Origin of the sequence: Bradyrhizobium sp. AUGA SZCCT0158, assembly GCF_018130065.1 — a bacterium.
Classification (GTDB): Bacteria; Pseudomonadota; Alphaproteobacteria; order Rhizobiales; family Xanthobacteraceae; genus Bradyrhizobium.
In genome coordinates, this window is sequence record NZ_JAFCME010000041.1 from 25,701 (window position 1) to 48,618 (window position 22,918).

The 22,918-nt window shown below is 63.3% G+C and carries 18 protein-coding genes; 12 read left to right on the plus strand and 6 right to left on the minus strand.

Going from position 1 to position 22,918, the window contains the following annotated elements; translation table 11 throughout:
- Nucleotides 1–77 precede the first annotated feature (77 nt).
- The 3 genes from JQ574_RS32630 to secG form a co-directional block, all read right to left on the minus strand.
- Nucleotides 78–404, minus strand: coding sequence for an NIPSNAP family protein (locus JQ574_RS32630; RefSeq protein WP_192739554.1), 327 nt, complete (start codon nucleotides 402–404; stop codon nucleotides 78–80).
- Nucleotides 405–500: 96 nt separating this feature from the next.
- Nucleotides 501–2,132: a CTP synthase gene (locus tag JQ574_RS32635; protein WP_212214383.1), complete on the minus strand. Its 1,632-nt coding sequence runs from the start codon at nucleotides 2,130–2,132 to the stop codon at nucleotides 501–503.
- Between the two features lie 167 nt (nucleotides 2,133–2,299).
- The gene (gene secG, locus JQ574_RS32640) at nucleotides 2,300–2,683 is read right to left on the minus strand and encodes a preprotein translocase subunit SecG (RefSeq protein WP_192739556.1); all 384 of its coding nucleotides are present in this window, start codon (nucleotides 2,681–2,683) and stop codon (nucleotides 2,300–2,302) included.
- Between the two features lie 225 nt (nucleotides 2,684–2,908).
- Between secG and JQ574_RS32645 the strand changes: the two genes are divergently transcribed.
- Nucleotides 2,909–3,475: an XRE family transcriptional regulator gene (locus JQ574_RS32645; RefSeq protein ID WP_212214386.1), complete on the plus strand. Its 567-nt coding sequence runs from the start codon at nucleotides 2,909–2,911 to the stop codon at nucleotides 3,473–3,475.
- 356 nt (nucleotides 3,476–3,831) lie between these two features.
- Nucleotides 3,832–4,365: an N-acetyltransferase gene (locus tag JQ574_RS32650; protein WP_212214448.1), complete on the plus strand. Its 534-nt coding sequence runs from the start codon at nucleotides 3,832–3,834 to the stop codon at nucleotides 4,363–4,365.
- Between the two features lie 2 nt (nucleotides 4,366–4,367).
- On the opposite strand, the gene tpiA is transcribed toward JQ574_RS32650, so the two are convergent.
- Entirely contained in the window at nucleotides 4,368–5,120 is a 753-nt protein-coding gene (gene tpiA, locus JQ574_RS32655; RefSeq protein WP_212214389.1) for a triose-phosphate isomerase, read from the minus strand.
- A 1,002-nt stretch (nucleotides 5,121–6,122) separates the two neighbouring features.
- Between tpiA and JQ574_RS32660 the strand changes: the two genes are divergently transcribed.
- The 5 genes from JQ574_RS32660 to moaC all read left to right on the plus strand — a co-directional run bounded on the left by JQ574_RS32660 (nucleotide 6,123) and on the right by moaC (nucleotide 11,332).
- The gene (locus JQ574_RS32660; protein WP_212214392.1) at nucleotides 6,123–6,332 is read left to right on the plus strand and encodes a hypothetical protein; all 210 of its coding nucleotides are present in this window, start codon (nucleotides 6,123–6,125) and stop codon (nucleotides 6,330–6,332) included.
- A 639-nt stretch (nucleotides 6,333–6,971) separates the two neighbouring features.
- On the plus strand, nucleotides 6,972–8,870 hold the full coding sequence (locus JQ574_RS32665; RefSeq protein ID WP_212214395.1) for a peptidylprolyl isomerase: 1,899 nt from the start codon (nucleotides 6,972–6,974) through the stop codon (nucleotides 8,868–8,870).
- Nucleotides 8,871–8,975: 105 nt separating this feature from the next.
- Nucleotides 8,976–9,989, plus strand: a complete 1,014-nt coding sequence (trpD, locus tag JQ574_RS32670) for an anthranilate phosphoribosyltransferase (protein ID WP_212214398.1) — start codon at nucleotides 8,976–8,978, stop codon at nucleotides 9,987–9,989.
- Between the two features lie 17 nt (nucleotides 9,990–10,006).
- Nucleotides 10,007–10,828, plus strand: a complete 822-nt coding sequence (gene trpC / locus JQ574_RS32675) for an indole-3-glycerol phosphate synthase TrpC (protein WP_212214406.1) — start codon at nucleotides 10,007–10,009, stop codon at nucleotides 10,826–10,828.
- 3 nt (nucleotides 10,829–10,831) lie between these two features.
- On the plus strand, nucleotides 10,832–11,332 hold the full coding sequence (gene moaC, locus JQ574_RS32680; protein WP_212214408.1) for a cyclic pyranopterin monophosphate synthase MoaC: 501 nt from the start codon (nucleotides 10,832–10,834) through the stop codon (nucleotides 11,330–11,332).
- A 64-nt stretch (nucleotides 11,333–11,396) separates the two neighbouring features.
- Here moaC and JQ574_RS32685 read toward each other — a convergent pair whose 3' ends face one another.
- A complete protein-coding gene (locus tag JQ574_RS32685; protein WP_212214411.1) occupies nucleotides 11,397–11,987 on the minus strand; it encodes a CGNR zinc finger domain-containing protein in 591 nt (196 codons plus the stop codon).
- Nucleotides 11,988–12,098: 111 nt separating this feature from the next.
- Here JQ574_RS32685 and JQ574_RS32690 point away from each other — a divergent pair, with 111 nt between their 5' ends.
- The 4 genes from JQ574_RS32690 to JQ574_RS32705 all read left to right on the plus strand — a co-directional run bounded on the left by JQ574_RS32690 (nucleotide 12,099) and on the right by JQ574_RS32705 (nucleotide 19,649).
- Nucleotides 12,099–13,520 carry an amidase gene (locus JQ574_RS32690; RefSeq protein ID WP_249119753.1) on the plus strand — a complete coding sequence of 474 codons (1,422 nt, stop codon included), beginning with the start codon at nucleotides 12,099–12,101 and terminating at the stop codon, nucleotides 13,518–13,520.
- Complete coding sequence (locus tag JQ574_RS32695; RefSeq protein ID WP_212214420.1) at nucleotides 13,520–14,764, plus strand: MFS transporter; 1,245 nt, start codon at nucleotides 13,520–13,522, stop codon at nucleotides 14,762–14,764. The genes JQ574_RS32690 and JQ574_RS32695 overlap by 1 nt, the downstream gene beginning before the upstream one ends.
- Before the next feature lie 158 nt (nucleotides 14,765–14,922).
- On the plus strand, nucleotides 14,923–17,643 hold the full coding sequence (locus JQ574_RS32700) for an EAL domain-containing protein (RefSeq protein WP_212214422.1): 2,721 nt from the start codon (nucleotides 14,923–14,925) through the stop codon (nucleotides 17,641–17,643).
- A 281-nt stretch (nucleotides 17,644–17,924) separates the two neighbouring features.
- Nucleotides 17,925–19,649 (plus strand): peptidoglycan-binding protein, encoded by a 1,725-nt coding sequence (locus JQ574_RS32705; protein WP_249119754.1) that lies wholly within the window; start codon nucleotides 17,925–17,927, stop codon nucleotides 19,647–19,649.
- 83 nt (nucleotides 19,650–19,732) lie between these two features.
- Here JQ574_RS32705 and JQ574_RS32710 read toward each other — a convergent pair whose 3' ends face one another.
- Nucleotides 19,733–21,076, minus strand: coding sequence for a S41 family peptidase (locus JQ574_RS32710; RefSeq protein WP_212214442.1), 1,344 nt, complete (start codon nucleotides 21,074–21,076; stop codon nucleotides 19,733–19,735).
- 1,410 nt (nucleotides 21,077–22,486) lie between these two features.
- Between JQ574_RS32710 and JQ574_RS32715 the strand changes: the two genes are divergently transcribed.
- The coding region (locus JQ574_RS32715) for a sigma-70 family RNA polymerase sigma factor (RefSeq protein ID WP_212210355.1) at nucleotides 22,487–22,918 on the plus strand (432 nt) is incomplete at its 3' end.

The following is a 22,918-nucleotide window of genomic DNA, read 5'->3' on the forward strand; positions in this document are numbered from 1 at the left end:
CTCAACGCGGACCATGCCGGTCCGCGCCATCAGGATCAACCCTGCTTAACCCCGGAATATCAGGGTTGCACGCAAGGTTACTTCACCGAGGAGAAAGCCGTCGGCACCAGCAATTGACTGACGATGTTGTCGATGATCTGGCCGTCTTCTTCGCTCTTGGCCCGGCCGGCGATCCAATCGGGATCGGACTGAAATGCCGTCCACTTCTTTTCGCGGTCGGCGAGCGAATCCCAGGCGACGAAATAGGTCAGTTCCTGGTTGGAGGTCCCGATCAGCGTGGTGTAGAAGCCGGCCTGCTTGATGCCGTGCTTGTCCCACAATTTCAGCGTCAGCGTATCGAAGCGCTTCATCAGCGCCGGCAGACGGCCCGGCAGACAGCGATAGACACGCATTTCCATAATCATCGGTTTTGCTCCCCTGATTGTTGTTCTTGCAGGTAACGGAAGCGGTTTGTCGCAACAATTGGCGCGTTCGTCAAAGGCTGGTGGCGCAGCTTCTCGTCACACCAGCCGCGACTGCACCACCGCCGCCTGAATGAACGAAGCGAACAAGGGATGCGGCTCGAACGGGCGCGATTTCAGTTCGGGATGGAATTGCACGCCGATGAACCAGGGATGGTCCTCATATTCGACGATCTCCGGCAGCACGCCGTCGGGCGACAGGCCCGAGAAGCGCAGGCCGTGCTGTTCGAGGCGGTCCTTGTAGGCGGTGTTGACCTCGTAGCGGTGGCGGTGGCGCTCCGAAATCTCGGTGGCGCCGCCATAGACCGCCGACACCCGGCTGCCGCGATTGAGCGTCGCCGGATAAGCGCCGAGCCGCATCGTGCCGCCGAGATCGCCGGACTTCGATCGCTTCTCGAGTTCGTTGCCGCGCAGCCATTCGGTCATCAGGCCGACCAGCGGCTCCCTGGTCGGACCGAACTCGGTGGAATTGGCGTCCTCGATGCCGACGAGATTGCGCGCGGCTTCGATCACAGCCATCTGCATGCCGAAGCAAATACCGAAATACGGCACGTGGCGCACACGCGCGAACTGCGCCGCGCGGATCTTGCCTTCGGCGCCCCGCTGGCCGAAGCCGCCGGGCACCAGGATGCCGTTGACGTGTTCGAGGAACGGCGCCGGATCCTCGTGCTCGAACACCTCGCTCTCGATCCAGTCGAGATTGACCTTCACCTTGTTGGCGATGCCGCCATGCGACAGCGCCTCGATCAGCGATTTATACGCATCCTTCATGCCGGTGTATTTGCCGACGATGGCGATGGTCACCGCGCCTTCGGGGTTGCGCACCCGCTCGTTGATGTCGTTCCAGCTCTGCATCGCGGGCGGAATCTTCGGCGCGATGCCGAACGCGGCCAGCACTTCGTCGTCGAGGCCGGCCTCGTGGTAGGCTTGCGGCACCGCGTAGATGTTGTCGACGTCCCTCGCCTCGATCACGGCGCTTTCGCGCACGTTGCAGAACAGGCCGAGCTTGCGCCGCTCTTCCTTCGGTATCTCGCGGTCGGTGCGGCACAGCAGGATATCCGGCTGGATGCCGATCGAACGCAGCTCCTTCACCGAGTGCTGGGTCGGCTTGGTCTTCAACTCGCCGGCGCTCGGGATGAACGGCAGCAGCGTCAGATGAATGTAGACCGCGTGCTCGCGCGGCAATTCGTTCTTGAGCTGACGGATGGCTTCAAAGAACGGCAACCCCTCGATGTCGCCGACGGTGCCGCCGATCTCCACCAGCACGAAATCATATTCGTCATTGCCGGAGAGGACGAATTCCTTGATCGCGTTGGTGACGTGCGGAACCACCTGGATGGTCGCACCGAGATAATCGCCGCGGCGTTCCTTGGTGATGATGTCCTGATAGATGCGCCCGGTGGTGATGTTGTCGGCCTTGGTGGCCGGACGCCCCGTGAAGCGCTCGTAATGGCCGAGATCGAGATCGGTCTCGGCGCCGTCGTCGGTCACGAACACTTCGCCGTGCTGATACGGCGACATCGTTCCGGGATCGAGGTTGAGATAGGGGTCGAGTTTGCGGAGACGGACCTTGTACCCGCGGGCCTGCAACAGCGCACCGAGTGCCGCCGAAGCCAGACCTTTGCCGAGCGAAGAAACCACGCCGCCGGTGATGAATATGTACCGCGCCATGGGACTCAACCTTTAAGGCCACTGCCCCGATTCGCCAAAACGAATCGCTTCGCTTGAGCGAACATTTTGCCGGGCTGTGGGTGACGTGAAAATTAAAGCGATTTCAGAGCATTGATGGGAAGTTCTGATGCAGGACGGTAGTCGCCGTCCTGCATAGCCACCCTGCTTTATTGCGAACGCGGTGCTTGCGGGCCCGACGGCGCCGGCGGGCTCTGCTGTTCGTCGACCTTCTTCAGCGTATCCAGAACGCCGCCGCTGGTCGGTGGCGCGATCGGCGTCCCTCCGGGCTGGGACGGCGTCGCCGGGCCCGTGAGAATCGAGCTCGGCTTGCGATCGAGGCCTGCGGACCAGGCCAAATACAGGCTGGTGACAAAGAAGCCTGCCGCCAAAATCGCGGTCATCCGCGTCAACAGGTTGGAGGTTCCGCGGCTCGACATGAAACCGGCGCCGCCGCCCATGCCAAGGCCGCCGCCTTCGGATTTCTGCAGCAATACAGCGCCGATCAGCACGGCGACGATCATGAGGTGAACGACAATAACGACGGCCTGCATTTCTAACCTTCCGTCACAAGCCATGAGCGCCGGGCTTCGGCTGCACTATTGAGCTTGCGGGTTTTCCTGAAGTTGCGCGGTGTTACACTATCGGACGGGGCATTGTCACCCCCAACAGCTGCTCTGGAGATAATTGCCGCAGGCTTTCCAACAAGCCGCGGAGCCGCACGAAGTCGCGACATTTCCTGCTTGCGAGCGGCGGCCGACTTCTCTTATAGTAGACATATGGATACTATTGTGGACGACTTGAGCAACCGGCTGGCGCAGCGCCTGCGTCTCGAGCGCGACAGCCGCGGCTGGTCGCTGGCCGATCTCGCCGAACGATCGGGGGTCTCGAAGGCCACCATCAGCAAGATCGAGCGTGCCGAAGTCAGCCCGACCGCGGTGGTGCTGGTCCGGCTCGCAAGCGCCTTCGACCTCACGCTTGCCGGCCTGATGTTGCGCGCCGAGGGCCAGGGCGAGCGCCTTTCGCGCGCCAGCGAACAGCCGGTCTGGCGCGATCCCGAGACCGGCTATCTGCGCACACAGCTATTTAATCGCCCCGATCATCCGCTCGAAGTCATCAGGGTCGAACTGCCGGCACGACAGCGCGTGACGCTGCCGGCCTCATCCTACGCCCATATCCGACAGGTGGTCTGGGTACAGGCGGGCGCACTCGTGATCATCGAGGCCGGCGAGAGGTATCTCCTCGGTACCGGCGATTGCCTCGGATTCGGTCCGCCCGCGCAAACGACCTTTGCCAACGAGAGCGCCGCACCCTGCATTTATGTCGTGGCGCTGGCCCGGAGCTAGCAACGATGTCGGAGGTTGCCTTCAAGAGCACCGCGATCGAACAGGCGAGCCCCGCCAACGATATCGCGGCCGGCCACAATGGCGGCCCACCACTCGACGATAAGCACCGGCCGGAATGGGGTGATGAGGGAATCGGAAATTACTTCTACTGGAAGGCTGCGCACCGCAGGGCGTGGCACAACCCCTCGCCCGGCATCGTCGCCTTTCGCATTCAAAAGGCCGAACGGCTCGGGCTCACTTATGAAGAGTACACGTTGGAAATTCTCGAACGCGGCCGACATCTCCAGATCGAGGATGTCGAGCGGATTGCAGAGATCAAGCAGGCCCGTGCGGCCAGGAAACGAGGGCTGAACGACATGCCTGATATCGAAATCAAACCCTTGAGCCCGTCGCCCGATATCCGCGCGAGCCTCAGTGAGATACTGATCGAGGCGGTGGCCCATGGCGGCTCGGTCAGCTTCATGCATCCGCTGCATCAGGAGGTCGCCAATGCCTTCTGGGACAAATCGCTGGCTGCGGCGGCGCGCGGAGAACGGATCATTCTCGGCGCCTTCGACGGCGATCAACTGGTCGGAACGGTAACGCTGGTGCTGGACCTTGCACTCAACCAGCCGCACCGGGCGGAAATCGTCAAGATGATGACGCGGGTCAGCCACCGCGGCCGTGGCGTCGCAAAGACGCTGCTATACGCGGCCGAACGCGTGGCGATCGATCACGGACGCTGGCTGCTGGTGCTCGACACCGCCGACGACGAAGGCGCGTCCGGATTATACGAGCGCGTCGGCTTCAAGTTGGCCGGGATCATTCCGGACTATGCGTACAAGCCCCTCGGCGGCATGACGGGCACGATGTTCTACTGGAAGCGGCTAAAGGACGCCGCGCCCGTCTGAACTCAACACCCCGCCGCGATCGCCAAAAAGTCCACCGCCTTCAGGCTGGCGCCGCCGACCAGCGCGCCGTTGACGTTGGCGACCGCCATCAGCTCGGCCGCATTCGAGGGCTTGACCGAACCGCCATAGAGAATCCGGATCTTGCCGCCCTCGGCCTTAAATCGGTCGGTGAGAACACCCCGGATAAACGCATGAACTTGCTCGACATCCTTGGCCGTCGGGGTCAGGCCGGTGCCGATCGCCCAGACCGGCTCGTAGGCCACCACCAGGTTGGCTGACGTCGATCCGTCCGGCAGCGAGCCTTTGAGCTGGCCACCGCAGACGTCCAGCGTCTGCCCGGCGTCGCGCTGGCCCTGGGTTTCGCCGATGCAGACGATGGCAGTCAGCCCTGCTCGCCAGGCGGCTTCCGCCTTCTGCCGGACCAGGGCATCGGTTTCGCCGTGGTCGGCGCGGCGCTCGGAATGACCGACAATGATGGCGCTGGCGCCGGCATCGGCCAGCATTTCGGCCGAAAGGTCGCCGGTATGGGCGCCCGAGGCCTTCGGGTGGCAATCCTGGGCGCCGACGGCGAGTTTTGAGCCCTTGGCCTTGTCGGCCAAGGTGGCGATCAGGGTCGCCGGCGGGCAGACCAGCAGGTCGGCCTTGGCGGCCACCGCTGCGGCACCTTCGCGCATCGCTTCAAATTCGGCGAGGGAGGACTTGAGGCCGTTCATTTTCCAGTTGCCGGCGATCAGGGGCCGAATGGGGTCGGTCATGTCGATTTTCTCTCGAATATGGGGCCCCCTCCGCTAGCAGAGGCGCGCGACCAGTTCCAGATACCGCTTCAAGTGATCTCTGAGCCGTTAACCGCTTCAATAGGCCCGTCCAGAGATCCTTAAGCTGATTCCGAAATTTTTAATAAATGCGGACCAGCCTCCGTTCCCGACAGGAGGTGTGCCATGCGTGATCATGACTTCGTGTCCGGCGGATTCCTCGCGCTAATCATAACCGCCCTTGTGATGTTGTGCTCAAGTTGGCTCGTTCTTGCGTTCAGCTAGTCCGGCGGAGTGCCTCGTCGGCAACTGATCAGAGAGCGTCCGGGGAATTTATGGCTGACCGTCGGCCGCCGCCATTGGAATGGGCGGCCCGAGTTGAATGGGTGCGAAATACCCGCGTGAAACGGCGGGCCGATCTGACCTGAGTCTGTACGCAAAGAACAAGTTTGTTGTGTGACTCCTGACACATTCAAATTTGAACAGCCGGCTAGCCTACCGACAGGAAAAACTACCGCCACCGTGGAAAGGGACCGTGCCTGAAATTCGCGAACTGAATATGGACGAGCTCGGGACCGTTAGCGGCGGCGGCGATGACTTCACAATGGCCGCGGCCCTTCAACTTGACGCAGCTGTAAAGGAAAGCGCAGCGCCGTCGAAGCCCGTTAGGCAAACATCGGGGGCCGCCGTTGCTAAAATTGTTCACCAGACCAGTATAGCGGATGCGGTTCTGCGGTAAGAACGCCGCGTGGCTGCGCGACAAATGAAACCGTGAAGCGCGTATCGACCGGCCTGCCTCTGCCGACGCAATTGACGGGCCCTGCGTGGGCTCGCTCCTTCCTATGCAATTTGTGCCAGCGCCGGCTGTAGCGCTCCGTACTACTACTAATTTTTCCCAATCTTCTTTTCCACGACGGAGCTGACTGTTAGCTTTCTGCATGGCGCTCTCGCAGAGCGCCTGGGTTTGTTCGATCTTGCGCTAGGACTCAATGAAGAGACAGCAGCATGCCCGACGTCGATCGGTTGTGGGCAACCATTCCAATCAGTGAAGACAATGCAGAGGGCGCCACTGAGATTTGGATGCGCTATGAACTTGGGGCGCGCGCAACAACGCATCACAAGTTGAACCGGTTAACCGCCGAGGGACGTATCAAGCGAATATCCCGCCTCATGCCAAATGGCGGCGAAGTGCATTTGTATTATCGAGCCGAATGATGCGGATGCGGCTGCAGCCGGAAACAAAGTCTCAACGCTGGACTTGGTCACGAGGTAGTCGCGGACCAGCGCGTCGCCCCGACAATCAGGATCGATCCATCGCCGTGCCATGACTCGGATTGAGGCCGAATACGCCCACCGGAGTTCGTGCGGCCTACCGGTGCGTCGAACCGTCATCTCGATCGACAAAGACCGGCATGCGAGTCGAGTTGCCGCTGCCGCAGCCGGAGACTACGCTTGAGGCCGGCCCACCGGCGACGCCGCCTTCATCTTCCGTGGCGCGCCGTGGACCAAGTGCGCACCGGGGGACCGAATTCGTGGCGTCGCAGACAGATCTGGCGGGTGAGGCCCGGAAATCGGTTCACGGCATGCGCACGGCCGCGGTGACCCGGGCGGCCGGAAACGTGGCGACCGAGCGCGAACCGGAGGCCGTTTTTCGGCTGGTCCGGCCGGCGGATGGCGACGCTGTACGCCAAAAGCGCGAACCGCGGCAGGCTTGCCGCGGGGGCCATCGGCAAGTTAGACCGTGCCGAGACCGAAAAAAGAACATCTATTCTCGCACCTATGGCTGAGGTGCGGGCGGGAAACCGAAAAAGCTAATGAAATCAGTCCCTTAATTTTTAGATAGAAGACGGACCCATGCTTCGAGGAATACGCAAAGCCTCATCAAACTGGCTCGGCAAGGCCGTCATGAGCGTCGTGATGGGCGTGCTGATTCTCAGCTTTGCTGTCTGGGGCATCGCCGACATCTTCAAGGGCTTTGGGCAGTCGACGCTGGCCAAGATCGGCAAGACCGAAATCTCGACCGAGCAATTCCGCCAGATCTACACCGACAAGCTGCAGCAGCTCGGCCGTCAGTTCGGCCGTCCGCTGACCCAGGAGCAGGCCCGCTTGTTTGGGCTTGATCGCCAGGTGCTGCAGCAGACCATCGCGGAAGCCGCCCTCGACGAGGAGGCGCGGCGCATGGGCCTTGCACAGTCGGATGCCGAGGCCATGCGGGTTATCTACAACGATCCCGCGTTCAAGGGATTGGGCGGCAATTTCGATCCGGCGCGCTTCCAGGCCGCGATCCGCCAGGCCGGCTACACCGAGCAGCGCTACCTCGCCGAGCGGCGGCGCCTGGGCTTGCGGCGCCAGATCGCGGACACCGTCACGGCCGGGCTCGAGCCGCCGAAGCTCATGATCGATGCCTTGACCCGGTACCAGAACGAGCAGCGCTCGGTCGATTACATCAAACTCGACGCCGCGCGGGCCGGCACCATCGACACGCCCTCGCCCGAGACGCTCGCCGCCTATTTCGAAGACCACAAGACCCAGTTCCGCGCACCCGAATTTCGCAAACTGTCGTTCATCGTGGTCAGCCCCGAGGAACTTGGCAAATGGTCCGAAGTCTCCGACGAGGATGCGAAGAAGGTATTCGAGCAGAGCCGTAACCGGATCGGTACGCCCGAGAAGCGCGAAGTGCAGCAGATGGTGTTTCAAAACGCCGAGGAAGCCCTCACCGCGCGCAGCCGCATCACATCCGGAATGTCATTCGACGACGTCGCCAAGGAGCATAACGCCAATCTTGTTGACCTCGGCATGACGGCAAAATCCGCCATCATCGATCCGGCCATCGCCGACGCGGCGTTCGCGCTGCCCTCCGGCGAGGTGAGCCAGCCGATAAAAGGCCAGTTCGTCGTGGCGCTGGTCAAGGTCGGCAAGATCGAACCGGCTACGACGCCTTCCTATGAAAGCGTCGCGGCGCAGATAAAAAAGGAAATCGCGACCGAGCGGGCGCGCGGCAAGGTCGCCGAACTCCACAACAAGATGGAAGACGAGCGTGGCGGCGGCGCCAGCGTGGTCGAAGCCGCCCAGAAGCTCGGACTGACGGCAGTCACCATCGAGGCCGTCGACCGCTCCGGCCGCGGCCCTGACGGCCGGCCGGTCGGCAATATTCCGCGCGGTCTCGAAGTGGTCAGCCAAGCCTTCGCAAGCAATGTCGGCGTCGACAACGATCCGATCCAGTTTGCCGGCGGCTATGTCTGGTACGACGTACTCGGCGTTACACCGTCGCGTGAACGCACTCTCGACGAGGTCCGCGCCCAGGTCGAAACCAAGTGGCGCGAAGACCAGATCTCGAGCAAGCTGCGCGCGAAGGCGACCGAGATGGTCGGCAAGCTCGAGGGTGGCGGCACCTTGGTTGAAGAAGCCGCGTCGATCGGCTCGAAGGTCGAAACCGCAACCGGCTTCCGGCGCGACGCCGCTCCATCCGGCGTGCCGTCGAGCCTCATCACCGCAGCGTTTCGCACCGCCAAGGATGGCGTCGGACAAACCGCCGGCGCCGGGGGCAGCGAGTGGATCGTGTACCGCGTCACCGATGTCAGCATGCCCTCGGTCAACGTCGCGGCCGACGAGGTCACGAAACTGAAGGAGACATTGCTGCGGGGCCTCACCGACGAACAGATCGCGCAGTACGTCACGAAGATCGAGTCAGAGATCGGCACGACAATCAACCAGGCGGCCTTCGCACAGGTGACGGGCGCGAACAGCAACTGAGCATGATCCGGGACGTGGGCACCGGTTTTCCCTCGACAAACGCGTAGCGTTTGCTCGAAGGTCATGCTCAAGCGATAAAGACGTCCCAATCCTGAAAGCAACGCGATGGACGACCTCAAATCTATCATCGGAAAAGTCGCCACCGGTGCGACGCTGTCGCGTGAGGAGGCTGCCTCCGCTTTCGACAGCATGATGTCCGGCGAGGCGACGCCCTCGCAGATGGGCGGACTATTGATGGCGCTGCGGGTGCGCGGCGAGACGGTCGACGAAATCACCGGCGCGGTGTCGGCGATGCGCGGCAAGATGCTGCGGGTCAAGGCGCCGGCGGAGGCCGTCGACGTGGTCGGCACCGGCGGCGACGGTTCCGGGTCGGTGAACGTGTCGACCTGCGCCTCCTTCATTGTCGCGGGCGCCGGTGTGCCCGTCGCCAAACACGGCAACCGCGCGCTGTCTTCGCGCTCGGGAGCGGCCGACGTATTGGCCTCGCTCGGTGTCAGGATCGATCTTTCGCCCGACCAGGTGGGCCGTTGCGTACAGGAAGCCGGCATCGGATTCATGTTCGCGCCCGCGCACCATCCGGCCATGAAGAACGTCGGCCCGACCCGGGTCGAACTCGCCACGCGTACGATCTTCAACCTGCTCGGACCGCTGTCCAACCCGGCCGGCGTCAAGCGGCAAATGGTCGGCGTATTCTCGAGGCACTGGGTGCAGCCGCTGGCGCAGGTGCTGAAGAACCTCGGCTCCGAGTCGGTCTGGGTGGTGCACGGCTCCGACGGTCTCGACGAAATCACCCTCACCGGCCCGAGTTTTGTCGCAAGCCTTGAGAACGGCAATGTCCGCACCTTCGAGGTGACGCCGGAAGAGGCCGGCCTCGCCCGCGTCGGCGGCGAAGCGTTGAAGGGCGGCGATGCCGACGCCAACGCGGTGGCGCTGCAAGGCGTGCTGAGCGGCAAGCCGAGCGCGTACCGCGACGTCGCTCTCCTGAACGCCGCGGCGGCGCTGATCGTCGCCGGCCGCGCCAGGGATTTGAAGGAAGGCGTCGCGCTGGGCACCAAATCGCTCGACGGCGGCGCCGCCGCTGCAAAACTCAAGCATTTGATCGCGGTGTCCAACGGCTGACCGCGGGAGCGCCTGACATGTCCGACATTCTGAGCCAGATCGAGACTTACAAGCGCGAGGAAATCGCCGCCGCCAAGCGCGAGCATCCGCTGGCAAGCCTTGAAGCGCTGGCCAAAACCGCGCCGCCGCCGCGCGGCTTTTTGCATGCGATCCGTGAAAAGCTTGATCGCGGTGACTACGCGCTGATCGCGGAGGTAAAAAAGGCTTCGCCCTCCAAGGGGCTGATCCGAGCCGACTTCGATCCGCCGGCATTGGCAAAAGCCTATGAAGCCGGCGGTGCGGCGTGTCTGTCGATCCTGACCGATACGCCCTCGTTCCAGGGCCATCTCGATTTCATGGTCGCGGCACGCGCGGCGACCAATTTGCCGGTGCTGCGCAAGGATTTCCTGTTCGACACCTATCAGGTGGTCGAGGCCCGCGCCCATGGCGCCGACTGCATCCTGATCATCATGGCCGCACTCGATGACGGCACGGCCAGAGATCTGGAAGATGCCGCCATCGCGCATGGCATGGACGTGCTGATCGAAATCCACGACCGCGCGGAGCTCGATCGCGCGCTAAAGCTTCGCTCGCCGATGATCGGCGTCAATAACCGCAATTTGCGCACCTTCGAGACCACGCTGGTGACCAGCGAGGCGCTCGCGCCGCTGATCCCCGGGGATCGCCTGATGGTCGGCGAAAGCGGCATCTTTACGCCGGCGGACCTTGCGCGCCTCGCGCGCGTCGGCATGGCGACCTTCCTGGTCGGCGAAAGCCTGATGCGCCAGGCCGACGTCACTGCGGCCACGCGGGCGTTGCTTGCCCGAACCGACGTGCCGCGCGCCACCGGGACGCGCTAGGCGATGGCGCGGAAGGCTTCCAAAGGCGGCGCCCTCACCCACATCGATGCATCGGGCGAAGCGCGGATGGTCGACGTGTCGGCCAAACCCGCCACCGAACGCACAGCCGTTGCCGAAGGCCGCGTCGTCATGAGCAAGGCGACGCTCGAACTGATCGTCTCCGGCAACGCCAAAAAGGGCGACGTACTGGGCACCGCCCGCATTGCCGGCATCATGGCGGCCAAGCGCACCTCGGATTTGATCCCGCTGTGCCATCCGCTGGCGCTATCGAAGGTCACGCTCGACGTCACGCCCGACAAGAAATTGCCCGGCTGCGTCGTCCGCGCCACCGTGAAGGTCACCGGGCCGACCGGCGTCGAGATGGAAGCGCTGACGGCGGTGTCGGTCGCGTGCCTGACGATCTACGACATGATCAAGGCAGTCGAGCGCGGCGTGCGCATCGAAGGAATTCATCTGGTCGAGAAAAAGGGCGGCAAGTCCGGACATTACCGCGCCGGGGACTGATCGCAATCGGCGAGAAAACACCGTTCCGTCCGCCGGTCGTGACCGAGTGACGGGTCACAATGATTTATCCGGCGTTGCGTTGCCGCTCGCGATAGCTGCGTGTTTTCATCCGGTTCCCGCACAGCGATGACATGCACCAGCGCCGCGTCGATGGTTTCGAGCGGTCGAAGAATACCCGGCGGCATTCGTCAGACGCGCACATTTTCAGCCGATCAAGCGTTCCATTTCTGGAGCCGTCATAGAGTTCTGCGACAATCGGCGACAGTCCTGCGAGCGCATCTTCGCGCGCTGCCTGCAGCACCATGCCGTCATCCCCTGCGGCCACGACCAACGGAAAATATTTCAGCGCTTTGCTCAGCGCGCGAACCGCATCTCTGTTTCCGTGCCGCTCCAGCGGATCGCACTGCAGATAGTCGCGAACCAACGTCCGCAGCTCGGTCGCGGTTGCAAACATCGCCGGCGTGAGCTTTGCGCTGGTGGGCGCCAGCCCGCGCTGCGACATCCAGCTCGCGAGCTCCGGCGCGCTGGTCAGCTCATCGCCTTGCGGATGCGGCATGCCGTGATGCGTGAAGTGCCTGACGTCGAGTGTATTGGCGAAATCATAGAGATTGGCCAGCTCGTCCGGAACGCCGAATTTTTTTGATTCCCGCGACATCAACACCAGTAAAGCATATTTACCGGTTGACAGCAAGAGACACCAGTATAATTACTATACAGGTGTCGAAGCATGATCCGATTCCGACCATGTCGATGATGGAGACAGAGAATGGATATCGCCACCGCGGATTTGCATTACCTCGAGCTCACGCAGATTGCGGCGCGCATCAGGACGCGCCGCATTTCGTCGCCGGAAGTCACGCGCGCACACCTCGACCGCATCGCTGCCTTGGACGGTGAACTCGCCAGCTACGTCCAGGTGATGGCCGATGCCGCGATGGCCCAGGCCGAAACGGCGCACGCCGAAATTGCTGCCGGACGCTATCGCGGGCCGCTGCATGGCGTCCCGATTGCGCTCAAGGACCTGTTCTGGACCAAGGGTGTTCCGACGGCCGCCGGGACCGCCGTCCATCGCGATTTCCGTCCCGATCAAGACGCAAGCGTGGTGCGCCGTTTGAAGGAAGCCGGCGCGGTGGTGCTGGGCAAGCTGCAGCTTACAGAAGGCGCCTATTCCGACCACCACCCGTCAGTGACTCCGCCAAAGAATCCATGGAATGCCGATTATTGGCCGGGCATTTCGTCGAGCGGCTCGGCGGTCGCAACGGCGGCAGGGCTTTGTTACGGCTCGCTCGCCTCCGATACCGGTGGCTCGATCCGATGGCCGTGCGCCGCCAATGGCCTGACCGGCTTGAAGCCAAGCTGGGGACGCGTCAGCCGCCACGGCGTGTTCGAACTCGCAGCGACCCTGGACCATGTCGGGACCATCGCCCGGAGCGCGGCGGATGCCGGCGCGATGCTCGGCGTCATCGCCGGACCCGACCGCGCCGATCCAACAGCCGTCCCCGCTCCCGTGCCCGACTATCTCGCCGCGGCCGAGCAGGATGTGCGCGCGCTGCGGATTGGGTTCGACGCGAAATGGAGCATCGACGGCGTGGACCTAGCAACCCAGCGGGTGCTCTGGGAAGCGATGGAGGTCATGCGTGCGCAGGGTGCTGATCTCGTCGACCTGCAGTTTCCCGACGTGAAGCAAGCCGTCGCCGATTGGGTTCCGAACTGCGCGGTGGAGGCCGCGGTCGCGCACGAAGCAACCTATCCGGCGCGCAAGCACGAATATGGTCCCGTTCTCGCCTCCGTCATCGAGACAGGCCGCGCGCAATCTGGGCTGGACTACCAGAAAATACTGCTGCGGCGACTGGAATTGCGCGGCCGGATCACATCGCTGTTCGAGACCGTCGATGTGCTGCTCATTCCGGTACACCCATTTCCGCCCCTGACCCTCGCCATGATCAAGACGCTCGGCGAGCAGCCGGACCTGATTGCCAGGCTGCAGGAATACACCTGCCCCTTCAACATGACCGGCCATCCCACCATCACCCTGCCCGGCGGCTTCTCCGCAAGCGGATTGCCGATCGCATTTCAGCTTGTGGCCGCGCATCTGGACGAAGCCACGCTGATACGTGCCGGCGCAGCCTTCCAGAGGAGCACATCCTGGCACCGTCGCCATCCCGCTCCGAGCCCGTGGAGGCAATAGTGAGTATCCAATCCGCGCTGCCCAACTCCCGCATCTTCTATGGCTGGTTCGTCGTGGCGGCCGCGTTCGCCGTAACCTTCGTCGGCTTCGGCTGCGCCTATACGTTCAGCGCGTTCCTGGAATCGCTGCAGCGCGATTTCGGCGCCTCGCGCGGCTCGGTCTCGCTGGTGTTTTCGCTCGCGGGCTTTCTCTATTTTGCCCTCGGCATCGTCAGTGGCCCCCTCGCCGACCGCTACGGCTCCCGCCGCCTCGCGCTGGCAGGCATGCTGCTGATCGGGCTCGGGCTCGCCGCGGCGGGTGCCGCACGCAATTTGCTCGAGGTCTATGCCGCTTACGGCCTCGGTGTCGGACTTGGCATCGGCTGCGCCTATGTGCCCGCGGTCGGCGCGGTGCAGCGGTGGTTCGTGCGGCGGCGCGGCTTTGCCTCCGGTCTTGCCGTGAGCGGCATCGGCGTCGGCACGCTGGTGATGCCGCCGCTGGCGACGCTGCTGATCGAGACGCTGGGATGGCGCGGCGCTTACCTGGCGCTCGGCGCCATCGCCGCCATCCTTGGCGGCGGGATGGCACTGCTGCTGGAGAACGATCCGCGCGCACGGGGTCTCAACCCCGACGGCGATCCGGTCCTGCCGGGCGCCATCCCGGCACAAACTGAGGGCGCCACGGTCAGCGGGGCGATCCGCTCACCACACTTCATTGCGCTTTATGCCGCCTGCCTGATCTGCTCGTTCGGCTTGTTCGTGCCCTTCGTGCACCTCGTTCCCTATGCCGGGGATCACGGCGTTGCGGCCTCCTCCGCGGTGCTGCTGCTCGGTGTCATCGGCATCGGTTCTACCGCCGGCCGCTTCTTCCTCGGCGGGCTCGCCGACCGGATCGGCCGCCCGACCGCCCTGCTGCTGCTCTTCATCGGCATGGCAGGCGCGCTGGCGATCTGGCTGGTCTCGACGAATTTCTGGCAGCTCGCCGGCTTCGCCTTCGTCTACGGCATGATCTACGGCGCCTGGGTCGCAGTGCTTCCGGCCGTGGTGATGGACTATTTCGGCGGCCGCAACGTCAGCGGCATTATCGGCATCCTCTACACCAGCGTCGCGTTCGGTACCCTGATCGGTCCCAGCACCGCCGGCTACGCATTCGATCTCACGGGCGATTATACGCTGCCGATCCTGGCCGGCGTCGCCGCCAACATCATCGCCGCCGCCATCGTTGCAATCATGTTCCGCCCGACCCACGCCCCCCTTCGGAACTAGGCCCTGACGAGGTTGTCATGGGCAGCATTCGCTACCTGGCTAACGTTTCGTTAACCAGGCTTGCTAACGTCAATTCCATCTCGGCGCGGTAGCACAGTCACGGACCGGAAGTACGCAACACTGCTTCCGGGATTAATTCCTGGCAGCGATCTCGTTCAATGGGTTCAGTCAACACCGCCTCTTTCACGATCAAGCCGATCTTTCGCGGCGGTCCGATCCGATGGCTGATCCTGGGCGGCGTGCTGCTGATCGCCGCGATCGCGATCGGCGCGACCATCATGGCCGGCAATTTCCGCGAACGCGCGCTGCGCAACAGCGAGCGCGAGCTGGAAAACACCGTGCTGCTGCTGGCCCGGCATTTCGATCAACAGCTCGAAGATTTCGAGGTCGTCCAAAAGGACCTCATCACCTTCATGCGCACCAGCGGGATCGCCACTCTGGAGAACTACAAGCGTCGGATGTCCACCGCGGAAATCCATCTGATGCTGAAGTCCAAGATGGACGCGCTGTCCTATGTCGGCAGCGTCAACGTCCTGGACGCCGACGGCCAGCTGATCAATTCGTCGGCCGCCTGGCCCGTGCCGCCGGTCAATGTGGCGGACCGGGCTTACTTCAGGACTTTCAAGTCCAGCCCGGATTCGCCGGCGATGCTGATCGAGGCCGTCCACAGCCGCATCACCGGCGCCTGGACCACCGTGATCCTGCGCAAGGTCAGCGGACCAAACGGCGAATTCCTGGGCGCGATCGGCCGAGGCATCGAACCGGCCAATTTCGAGAGGTTCTTTGCCACGGTGGCGCTCGGCCCTGACGCCGCGATCGCCATGCACCACCGCGACGGCACGCTGCTCGCCCGTTATCCGCACGCGCAGGATTTGATCGGCAAGAATTTCAAGACCGGCCCGGCCCGCCAGCAACAGGTCTTCGACCAGGATCATACAACGTCCCGCCTGACCAGTCCGCTCGACGGCAAGGACCGCGTGATCTCCTCCCGCGCGCTGAGCAAATTTCCAATCGTAATCGTCGCGTCGACGACGACATCGGCCGCGCTCGCCGACTGGCGTGAGCAGATCAGCCTCCTGATCGCGGTGGCAGGCCTGTCCGTGCTGGCGATTGCCGTGCTGTTGTCCCTGGTGGTGCGCAAGCTCTTGCAGCAGCACCGCGCATCGCGACAGCGGCTGACGCTGGAAAAGCAGCGACTCGACACCGCCGTCAACAATATGACGCAAGGCCTGCTGCTGTTCGATTCCTCGCAGCGCCTCGTCATCTGCAACCAGCGCTATCTCGATATGTACGGCCTGTCGGCCGAGATCGTGAAGCCGGGCTGCAGTTTCCGCGACGTGATCGCGCATCGGAAACAGACCGGATCGTTCACCGGCGACGTCGACCGCTACGTCGTGCGGGTGCTGCGCGACGTCGGACAGCGCAACGCGATGATCATCACGACGCCCGACGGACGTTCGGTCCAGGTCGTCAACGAACCGCTGGCGGACGGCGGATGGGTGGCCACCCATGAAGACGTCACCGAACAACGCCAGGCCGAGGAGCGCATCACCCACCTCGCCCATTACGACGCGCTGACCGACCTGCCGAACCGCACGCTGTTCCACGAACAACTCAAGCAGGAATTGCCTCACGTCGCGGCCGACCGGCAGCTTGCCGTGCTCTATATCGACATCGACGAGTTCAAGAGCATCAACGACTCGCTCGGACACATGATCGGCGACGAGTTGCTCAAGGCCGTCGCGGTCAGCCTCCGTGCTTGCGTGCGCGAGACCGATTTCGTGGCGAGGCTCGGCGGCGACGAATTCGCCATCGTGCAGACCGGGGTGACGGGCGCCGACGAGGTCACCGAACTCGTCCACCGCATCTATGATGCGATCCGCGCTCCGTACGAATGCCTCGGCCATCACGTGACCACCGACGCCTCGATCGGCATCGCGCTGGCGCCGAAAGACGGTTCCGACCTCGACCAGATCCTGAAGAACGCGGATCTGGCGATGTACGCCGCCAAGGCCGCCGGCCGCCGTACCCATCGTTTCTTCCAGCCGGAAATGGACGCCCAGGTGCGCGCCCGCCGCGTGCTGGAAATGGACCTGCGACAGGCCATCGTCGATGGCGGCTTCGAGGTTTATTACCAGCCGTGTCTGGACCTGCGGGACGGCAGGATCACCGGCTGCGAAGCGCTGGTGCGCTGGCGCCATCCGCAGCGCGGCATCATTTCGCCGGCCGACTTCGTGCCGATCGCCGAAGAGACCGGCCTGATCAATCAGCTCGGCGAGTGGGTGCTGACCACGGCGTGCGCCGAGGCCGCGACCTGGCCGGACGATGTCCGTCTTGCGGTCAACGTTTCGCCGGTGCAGTTCAAGAGCGGAACTTTGGCGCTGAAGGTGATGGCAGCCCTTGGGGCCTCGGGCCTTGCCGCGGGCCGGCTGGAGCTCGAGATCACCGAAGCGGTGCTGATCCGCGACGACGAAGCGGCGCTTGCCATCCTGCACCAGCTACGCGCCATCGGGGTCAGGATAGCGCTCGACGATTTCGGGACCGGCTATTCCTCGCTGAGCTATCTGAAGCGCTTCCCGTTCGACAAGATCAAGATCGACCGCTGCTTCGTCACCGATATCGGCGAGCCGGAAGGGTCGGCCAGCATTGTCGAGGCGGTGGTGAACATCGCCGCCGCGCGCCACATGACGACGACGGCGGAAGGCGTCGAGACCGAGCAGCAGCGCGAATTGCTGCGCGCGCTCGGCTGTTCGGAGATGCAGGGCTATCTGTTCAGTCCGCCACGACCCGGCGCCGACATCAAGCCCCTGCTGCTCGCGCACCGGCCTGCCGCCGCCGCGAGCCCGGTGCGGTCCCGCAGGCGCAAGCCCGCCGCTTAGGCCTGACGACATTCGTCATACGTCGCTCTTCCTTTTCCGTAGGGTGTCTCCTCGCTGGTTCCATCCTCGCAGGAACTTTCTGAAGTCGCTTTTCCGCGCTCTCGACATCGACAGCAAATCGACCTCGGAACGGGAACGGCTGCGCCACACCATCGTTTTTAGTTGGAGCAACCCGGCGGCTCGTTCGCCAGTTCGCTCCCGTGCAACACGACCGATGGCGCAGGTAACGTGCCGCCGTGTCGGTTGCGTGCCATCGCCTATGCTGTTTGCAAGGTGAGGCTATGCGGCTCAAGCAGGCGGCATGCAAAGATGCGTGGAACGCGATGTGCCGCGCGCCGGAACCAGCAAAAAAATTTGAGGAGGTACAGAAGATGGAAACCAGGATCATGAAGAGAAAACTTCTACTCAGTACCGCAGCGCTGTTGGCGGGCGTGACTGTCGCGACCGCACAGGGAATGCGCGAGGGCGCAGGTACCGGCGGCATCAGCGGCGCCGGTGAACACGGGATGTCCTCGGGCGCATCTGGCGGCCGTTCCTCGGGAGCCCAGATGCAAAACGAGACGCGCGGACAGGGAGGCATGAGAGAAGGCGGGCGGGCCGAAGGCCCGAGCGGCCGGCAGATCGATCGGAGCGAGGCCCGCGGCAAGGAAATGCAGCGTTCGCAGACAACGACAGGACAGGCCGGGCGCGAAGGTTCCCGCGGCGAGGAGCAAACCGAGCGGCAGATCGATCGTAGCAACAAGGCCGAGCGTGGCCAGGCCCAGCGAGACCAGGGCCGCAAGGACCAGACCATCGGACAGGGTCGGAACAGCGAGCAAACCCGCAAGTCGGAAGGTAACAAGCCCGATGCTACGCGGCAGGACGGCGCTCAGACGCGTCAGCAAGATCAGTCCAAGGCCGCAACCCAGAACCAGAACAAGACCGGCGCTGATGCTCAGCAGCAGACGGGCAACCAGGCGCGACAACAGCAACCTGACACCGCTACGCAGAACCAGGGGACGACAGGCGCAGCAACCCAGACCCAGAGCGGTTCGGCAACCCAAGGCCCGACGCAAAATCAACCCGGCATCGCAACTCAGAACCAGGCGAGCCAGACCACCAGCCAGACTACCTCGGCTAGCGGCATGACGCTTAGCGCGCAGCAGCAAACAACGATTCACCAGTCGGTGATCTCTGCGAGCAACGCCCCGCGCGTCAACATCAATAGCGTCAACTTCGCAATCAACACCGGCGTGATCGTGCCTTCGCACGTGCATGCGGTGTCGATCTCGGCTTTCCCCGCCATGATCGATGTATTCCCGCAGTACCGCGATTACAGCTTCTTCGTCGTCGAAGACGAAGTCGTGTTCCTGGATCGCGAACGCCGCGTCGTCGACGTTGTGCCGGCCGGGCCGCGTGCGCGCTTTAGCAGCGGCGGTAGCGGCGGAGGCACCATGGCGCTCAATCTCAGCGAGATCGAGATCCGCGAGGTACAGCGGGTTCTGATTGATCGCGGCTTGCTCACCAGTGAAGCGGATGGCGTGTTGGGTCCCCGGACACGCGAGGCGCTGATCACCTTCCAGCGGCAGCAGGGCATCCAAGCCAGCGGCAGCATCGATACGAGCACCGTTGGCGCACTGGGACTGTCAAACCGGATTCAGTCCGGCCAGAACGTAACCGGTAGCCAGTCGACCAGCAATCCATCGACCACGACCGGCCAGGGCCAAGTCGGAGCGCAGCAACCCGTGACTCAGCAGAATGCCGCCGGACAGGGAAGCAACCAGACCAACCCGCCCCAGCAGCAGTCGACGACAGGCCAACAGCCGTCTGCCCAGAACCAGTCGGCGCAGCAGAACACGACCGGACAGGCCGCGCCGCAAAACCAATCCGCGGTTGGAGAGGGTAGCAATCAGCCGGCTGCAAACCAGAACACGCAGCCCGGGCAGACCACCGGCGCGGCGCCCTCAACTTCGGGCCAAGCCAACCCGCCGGCGCAAAACCCTGATCAGAATCCAAATAGCAAGTGACGAGACCACAAATCTCGAGCCCCGCTCCGGCGGGGCTCTTTTTTAAGTCTCTCGATCCGCGACGGCGCCGCTGCGGAATCTGCCTAGTTCGGCACCGCCCGCTTCGACGAAGCAACCGCCGGCGCATTGGCGTTGACGGTGACGCCGCGCAGCAGATTGTAGGCGGCACCGAGCGCCTTGTCGTCCTTGACGTCAGGCGGCACGTAGGATTGCGAACCGGTCTGCTCGGCGCCGTCGCCCGCCAGGTGGCCACGCATCGACGCTTCGCCCTTCAGCTCGGCACGGCTCTTCAGTTCGTCCGGCACGTCCTGCAGCACCTCGATGTCAGGCGTGACGCCCTGGGCCTGGATCGATTTTCCGGACGGCGTGAAATAGCGCGCGGTCGTCAGTGCCAGCGCGCCGTTGGACTTGCCGAGCGGAATGATCGTCTGCACCGAGCCCTTGCCGAACGAACGCGTGCCGATGATGGTGGCGCGCTTGTGGTCGCGCAAGGCGCCGGCCACGATTTCCGAGGCCGATGCCGATCCGCCGTTGATCAGCACGACGAGCGGTTTGCCTTTGGTCAGGTCGCCGCCGCGCGCGACGAAACGCTGGGTTTCCTCCGGCGTGCGGCCGCGGGTCGAGACCACCTCGCCCCGCCCCATGAAAGCGCTCGACACCGACACCGCCTGATCGAGCAGGCCGCCCGGATTGTTGCGCAGGTCGATGACGTAGCCCACCAGCTTGTCGGATGGGATCGACTTTGAAATATCCGCGATCGCCTTGCGCAGGCCGTCGGTGGTCTGCTCGTTGAAGCTGGTAATTCTGATATAACCGATATCGCCGCCCTCGGTGCGGAAGCGCACCGGCCGCACCCGGATGATTTCGCGCACGATCGCGACCTCGACCGGCGTATCCGCGCCCTTGCGGACGATCTTGAGGCGGATCTTGCTGTTGGCCGGCCCCTTCATCTTGCTGACGGCCTGATCGAGCGTCATGCCCTGAATGGAATCATCGTCGATCTGCGTGATCAGATCGCCCGACATGATGCCGGCCTTGGCGGCGGGCGTGTCGTCGATCGGCGCCACCACCTTGACGAGGCCATCATCCATCGTGACCTCGATGCCGAGCCCGCCAAATTCGCCATGCGTGGTCTCCTGCATGTCGCTCCAGCCCTTCGCATTCATGTAGCGCGAATGCGGATCGAGCGAGGAGATCATGCCGTTGATGGCGCCCTCCATCAGCTTGGAATCGTCGGGCTTCTCGACGTAGCTGGCGCGAATGCGCTCGAACACGTCACCGAACAGATTGAGCTGCGAATAGGTGCCGTCGGTGCGGGCCGCAGCCTTGGCGGCCGCAACCAGATGCGCCCCCTGCGGTCCGGCGACCAGAACGGTCAAACAGACGCCGGTGACCGTGCCGAGGAGAAAGGTGAGATTCCTGCGCATTTGCGATCCTTCTCGCTATCATCAGCCAAAATCATGTGAATCGGCGTCCGGGCTCCGGCGCGGCCAACCAACAACGGCTTTTTGGTCGGATCAAGGCGGTTTCGGCCCGGGCCATTACGGGTTTGTTAAGTATAGGGTTTTGGCGGGAAATGGGCTTGGTTTTTGGGGGAGTATGGCCCCTGAGTTGTCGTCCCGGCGAAGGCCGGGACCCATACCGCGTGATCTCTCGGTGAAGGCTCGATAGCAGACACCTTCCGCAAAACTTCTCCCTGTGGTTATGGGTCCCCCGATGCGCAATTGCGCATCTGAGCTCAAGGCCGGGACGACGGCGGTGTTTGCTGTTGCACTGTGGTCTAAACGCAGGTTCGCCTTCTCGCGACACATTGCGCCCGAGGTTTGCCAGATTTCCTTGCCCCAAATAAGAGGGCGCAGGGAATGCCGGATGCGCGCTGCACCCGCGGTCTCATGTGCGATTGTGCTAAGAAAGCTGCACATGAGCATACAGGGCAGCGGAGAACATCCGACATTCCCTGCGCAATGGCTTTACGGCTTATGCCGTGATCTCCCCGGAGACGAGTTCTTGGTTGACTCCGTCGCTGCCGTTCGGCTCTCGCCTACCCGGCAACTTGACACCTGCAACGGGTGCCAGGACCACACGGTTTTGCCGTACGCTTGTCCACGCCGTCGTCGAAGCGTAAACCAGCGTCCACCGCAACCCGCCCAACGTCCGTGACGACGGCCGACGCCCTTCTGAGTAGGACGGGATGGGCAAACACATACCTCTGATTTTCCTTCTGGTAAACGGAATTCTTTTTTTATTCTGGGGCTTGACACGATTTCTGCTAATTCGAAACGACCTTGCCATCGGGCTGATCACCTGCCGTAACGGCGAGAGGCAGTTGAAGGGCGAGACGCTCCGCCATCGCAGCGCCAGGCGCGTCTTTGGTATCTCGGAACCATTTTTTTCCATCGATGTTTTGGTACCGGGGCCATCGCGCACGGCAGATTGCCGCCGTGGCAGATGAGCCGTTGGGTGCGGGTCGGTAGCGGCAGAAGCCATCGATGGACGACGACGACTTGTTCTTGGCCATGCTGGGACTGGCAATAGCCGCGGTAATGCTGGTGGCGGGCGCCCTTTTTCTCATAGCGAGACACGAGACGGGCGAACCGGTCACGCAGCCCGTTCCGGCCGTAATCTTTCCCTTGGAAGACGTGCACGCTTTTGAGCAGTTGGGCGCCTCGCTCCTGAGCGGAGTATTGCCCTTCGAACGGTCCGCTTGTCGAAGGCTCTGGCGGTGTTGATTTTCTCTTCTACGAAGGAACCGAAGCCATTCGTTCTGGTTTGGCGGTACGCGCGATCACCGTTGCCGCGCATGGAGGTAGATGTCGTGGTGAAGAAGAGGCTGCACGATGGAGAGAAGCGCAATCTCACTCCCAACCCTGTCTGACGGACTGTCCCGCTACCTCGCGGAAATCCGCAAGTTTCCCATGCTGACCCCGGAGGAAGAGTGTTCCTACGCCCGGCGCTGGCGAGAGCAAGGTGATCGGGACGCCGCCTACCGGCTGGTTACCAGTCACCTGCGTCTCGTGGCCAAGATCGCCATGCGCTATCGGGGCTACGGGCTGCCGATGGCCGACATCGTGTCCGAGGGGAATGTCGGCTTGATGATCGCGGTGAAGCGCTTCGATCCGGAGCGCGGCTTTCGCCTTGCGACGTATGCGATGTGGTGGATCAGGGCCTCCATTCAGGAGTACATCCTGCGCACCTGGTCGCTTGTGAAGATGGGGACCGGTACGGCTCAGAAGAAACTGTTCTTCAAGCTTCGCCGAACCAAGGCGGAG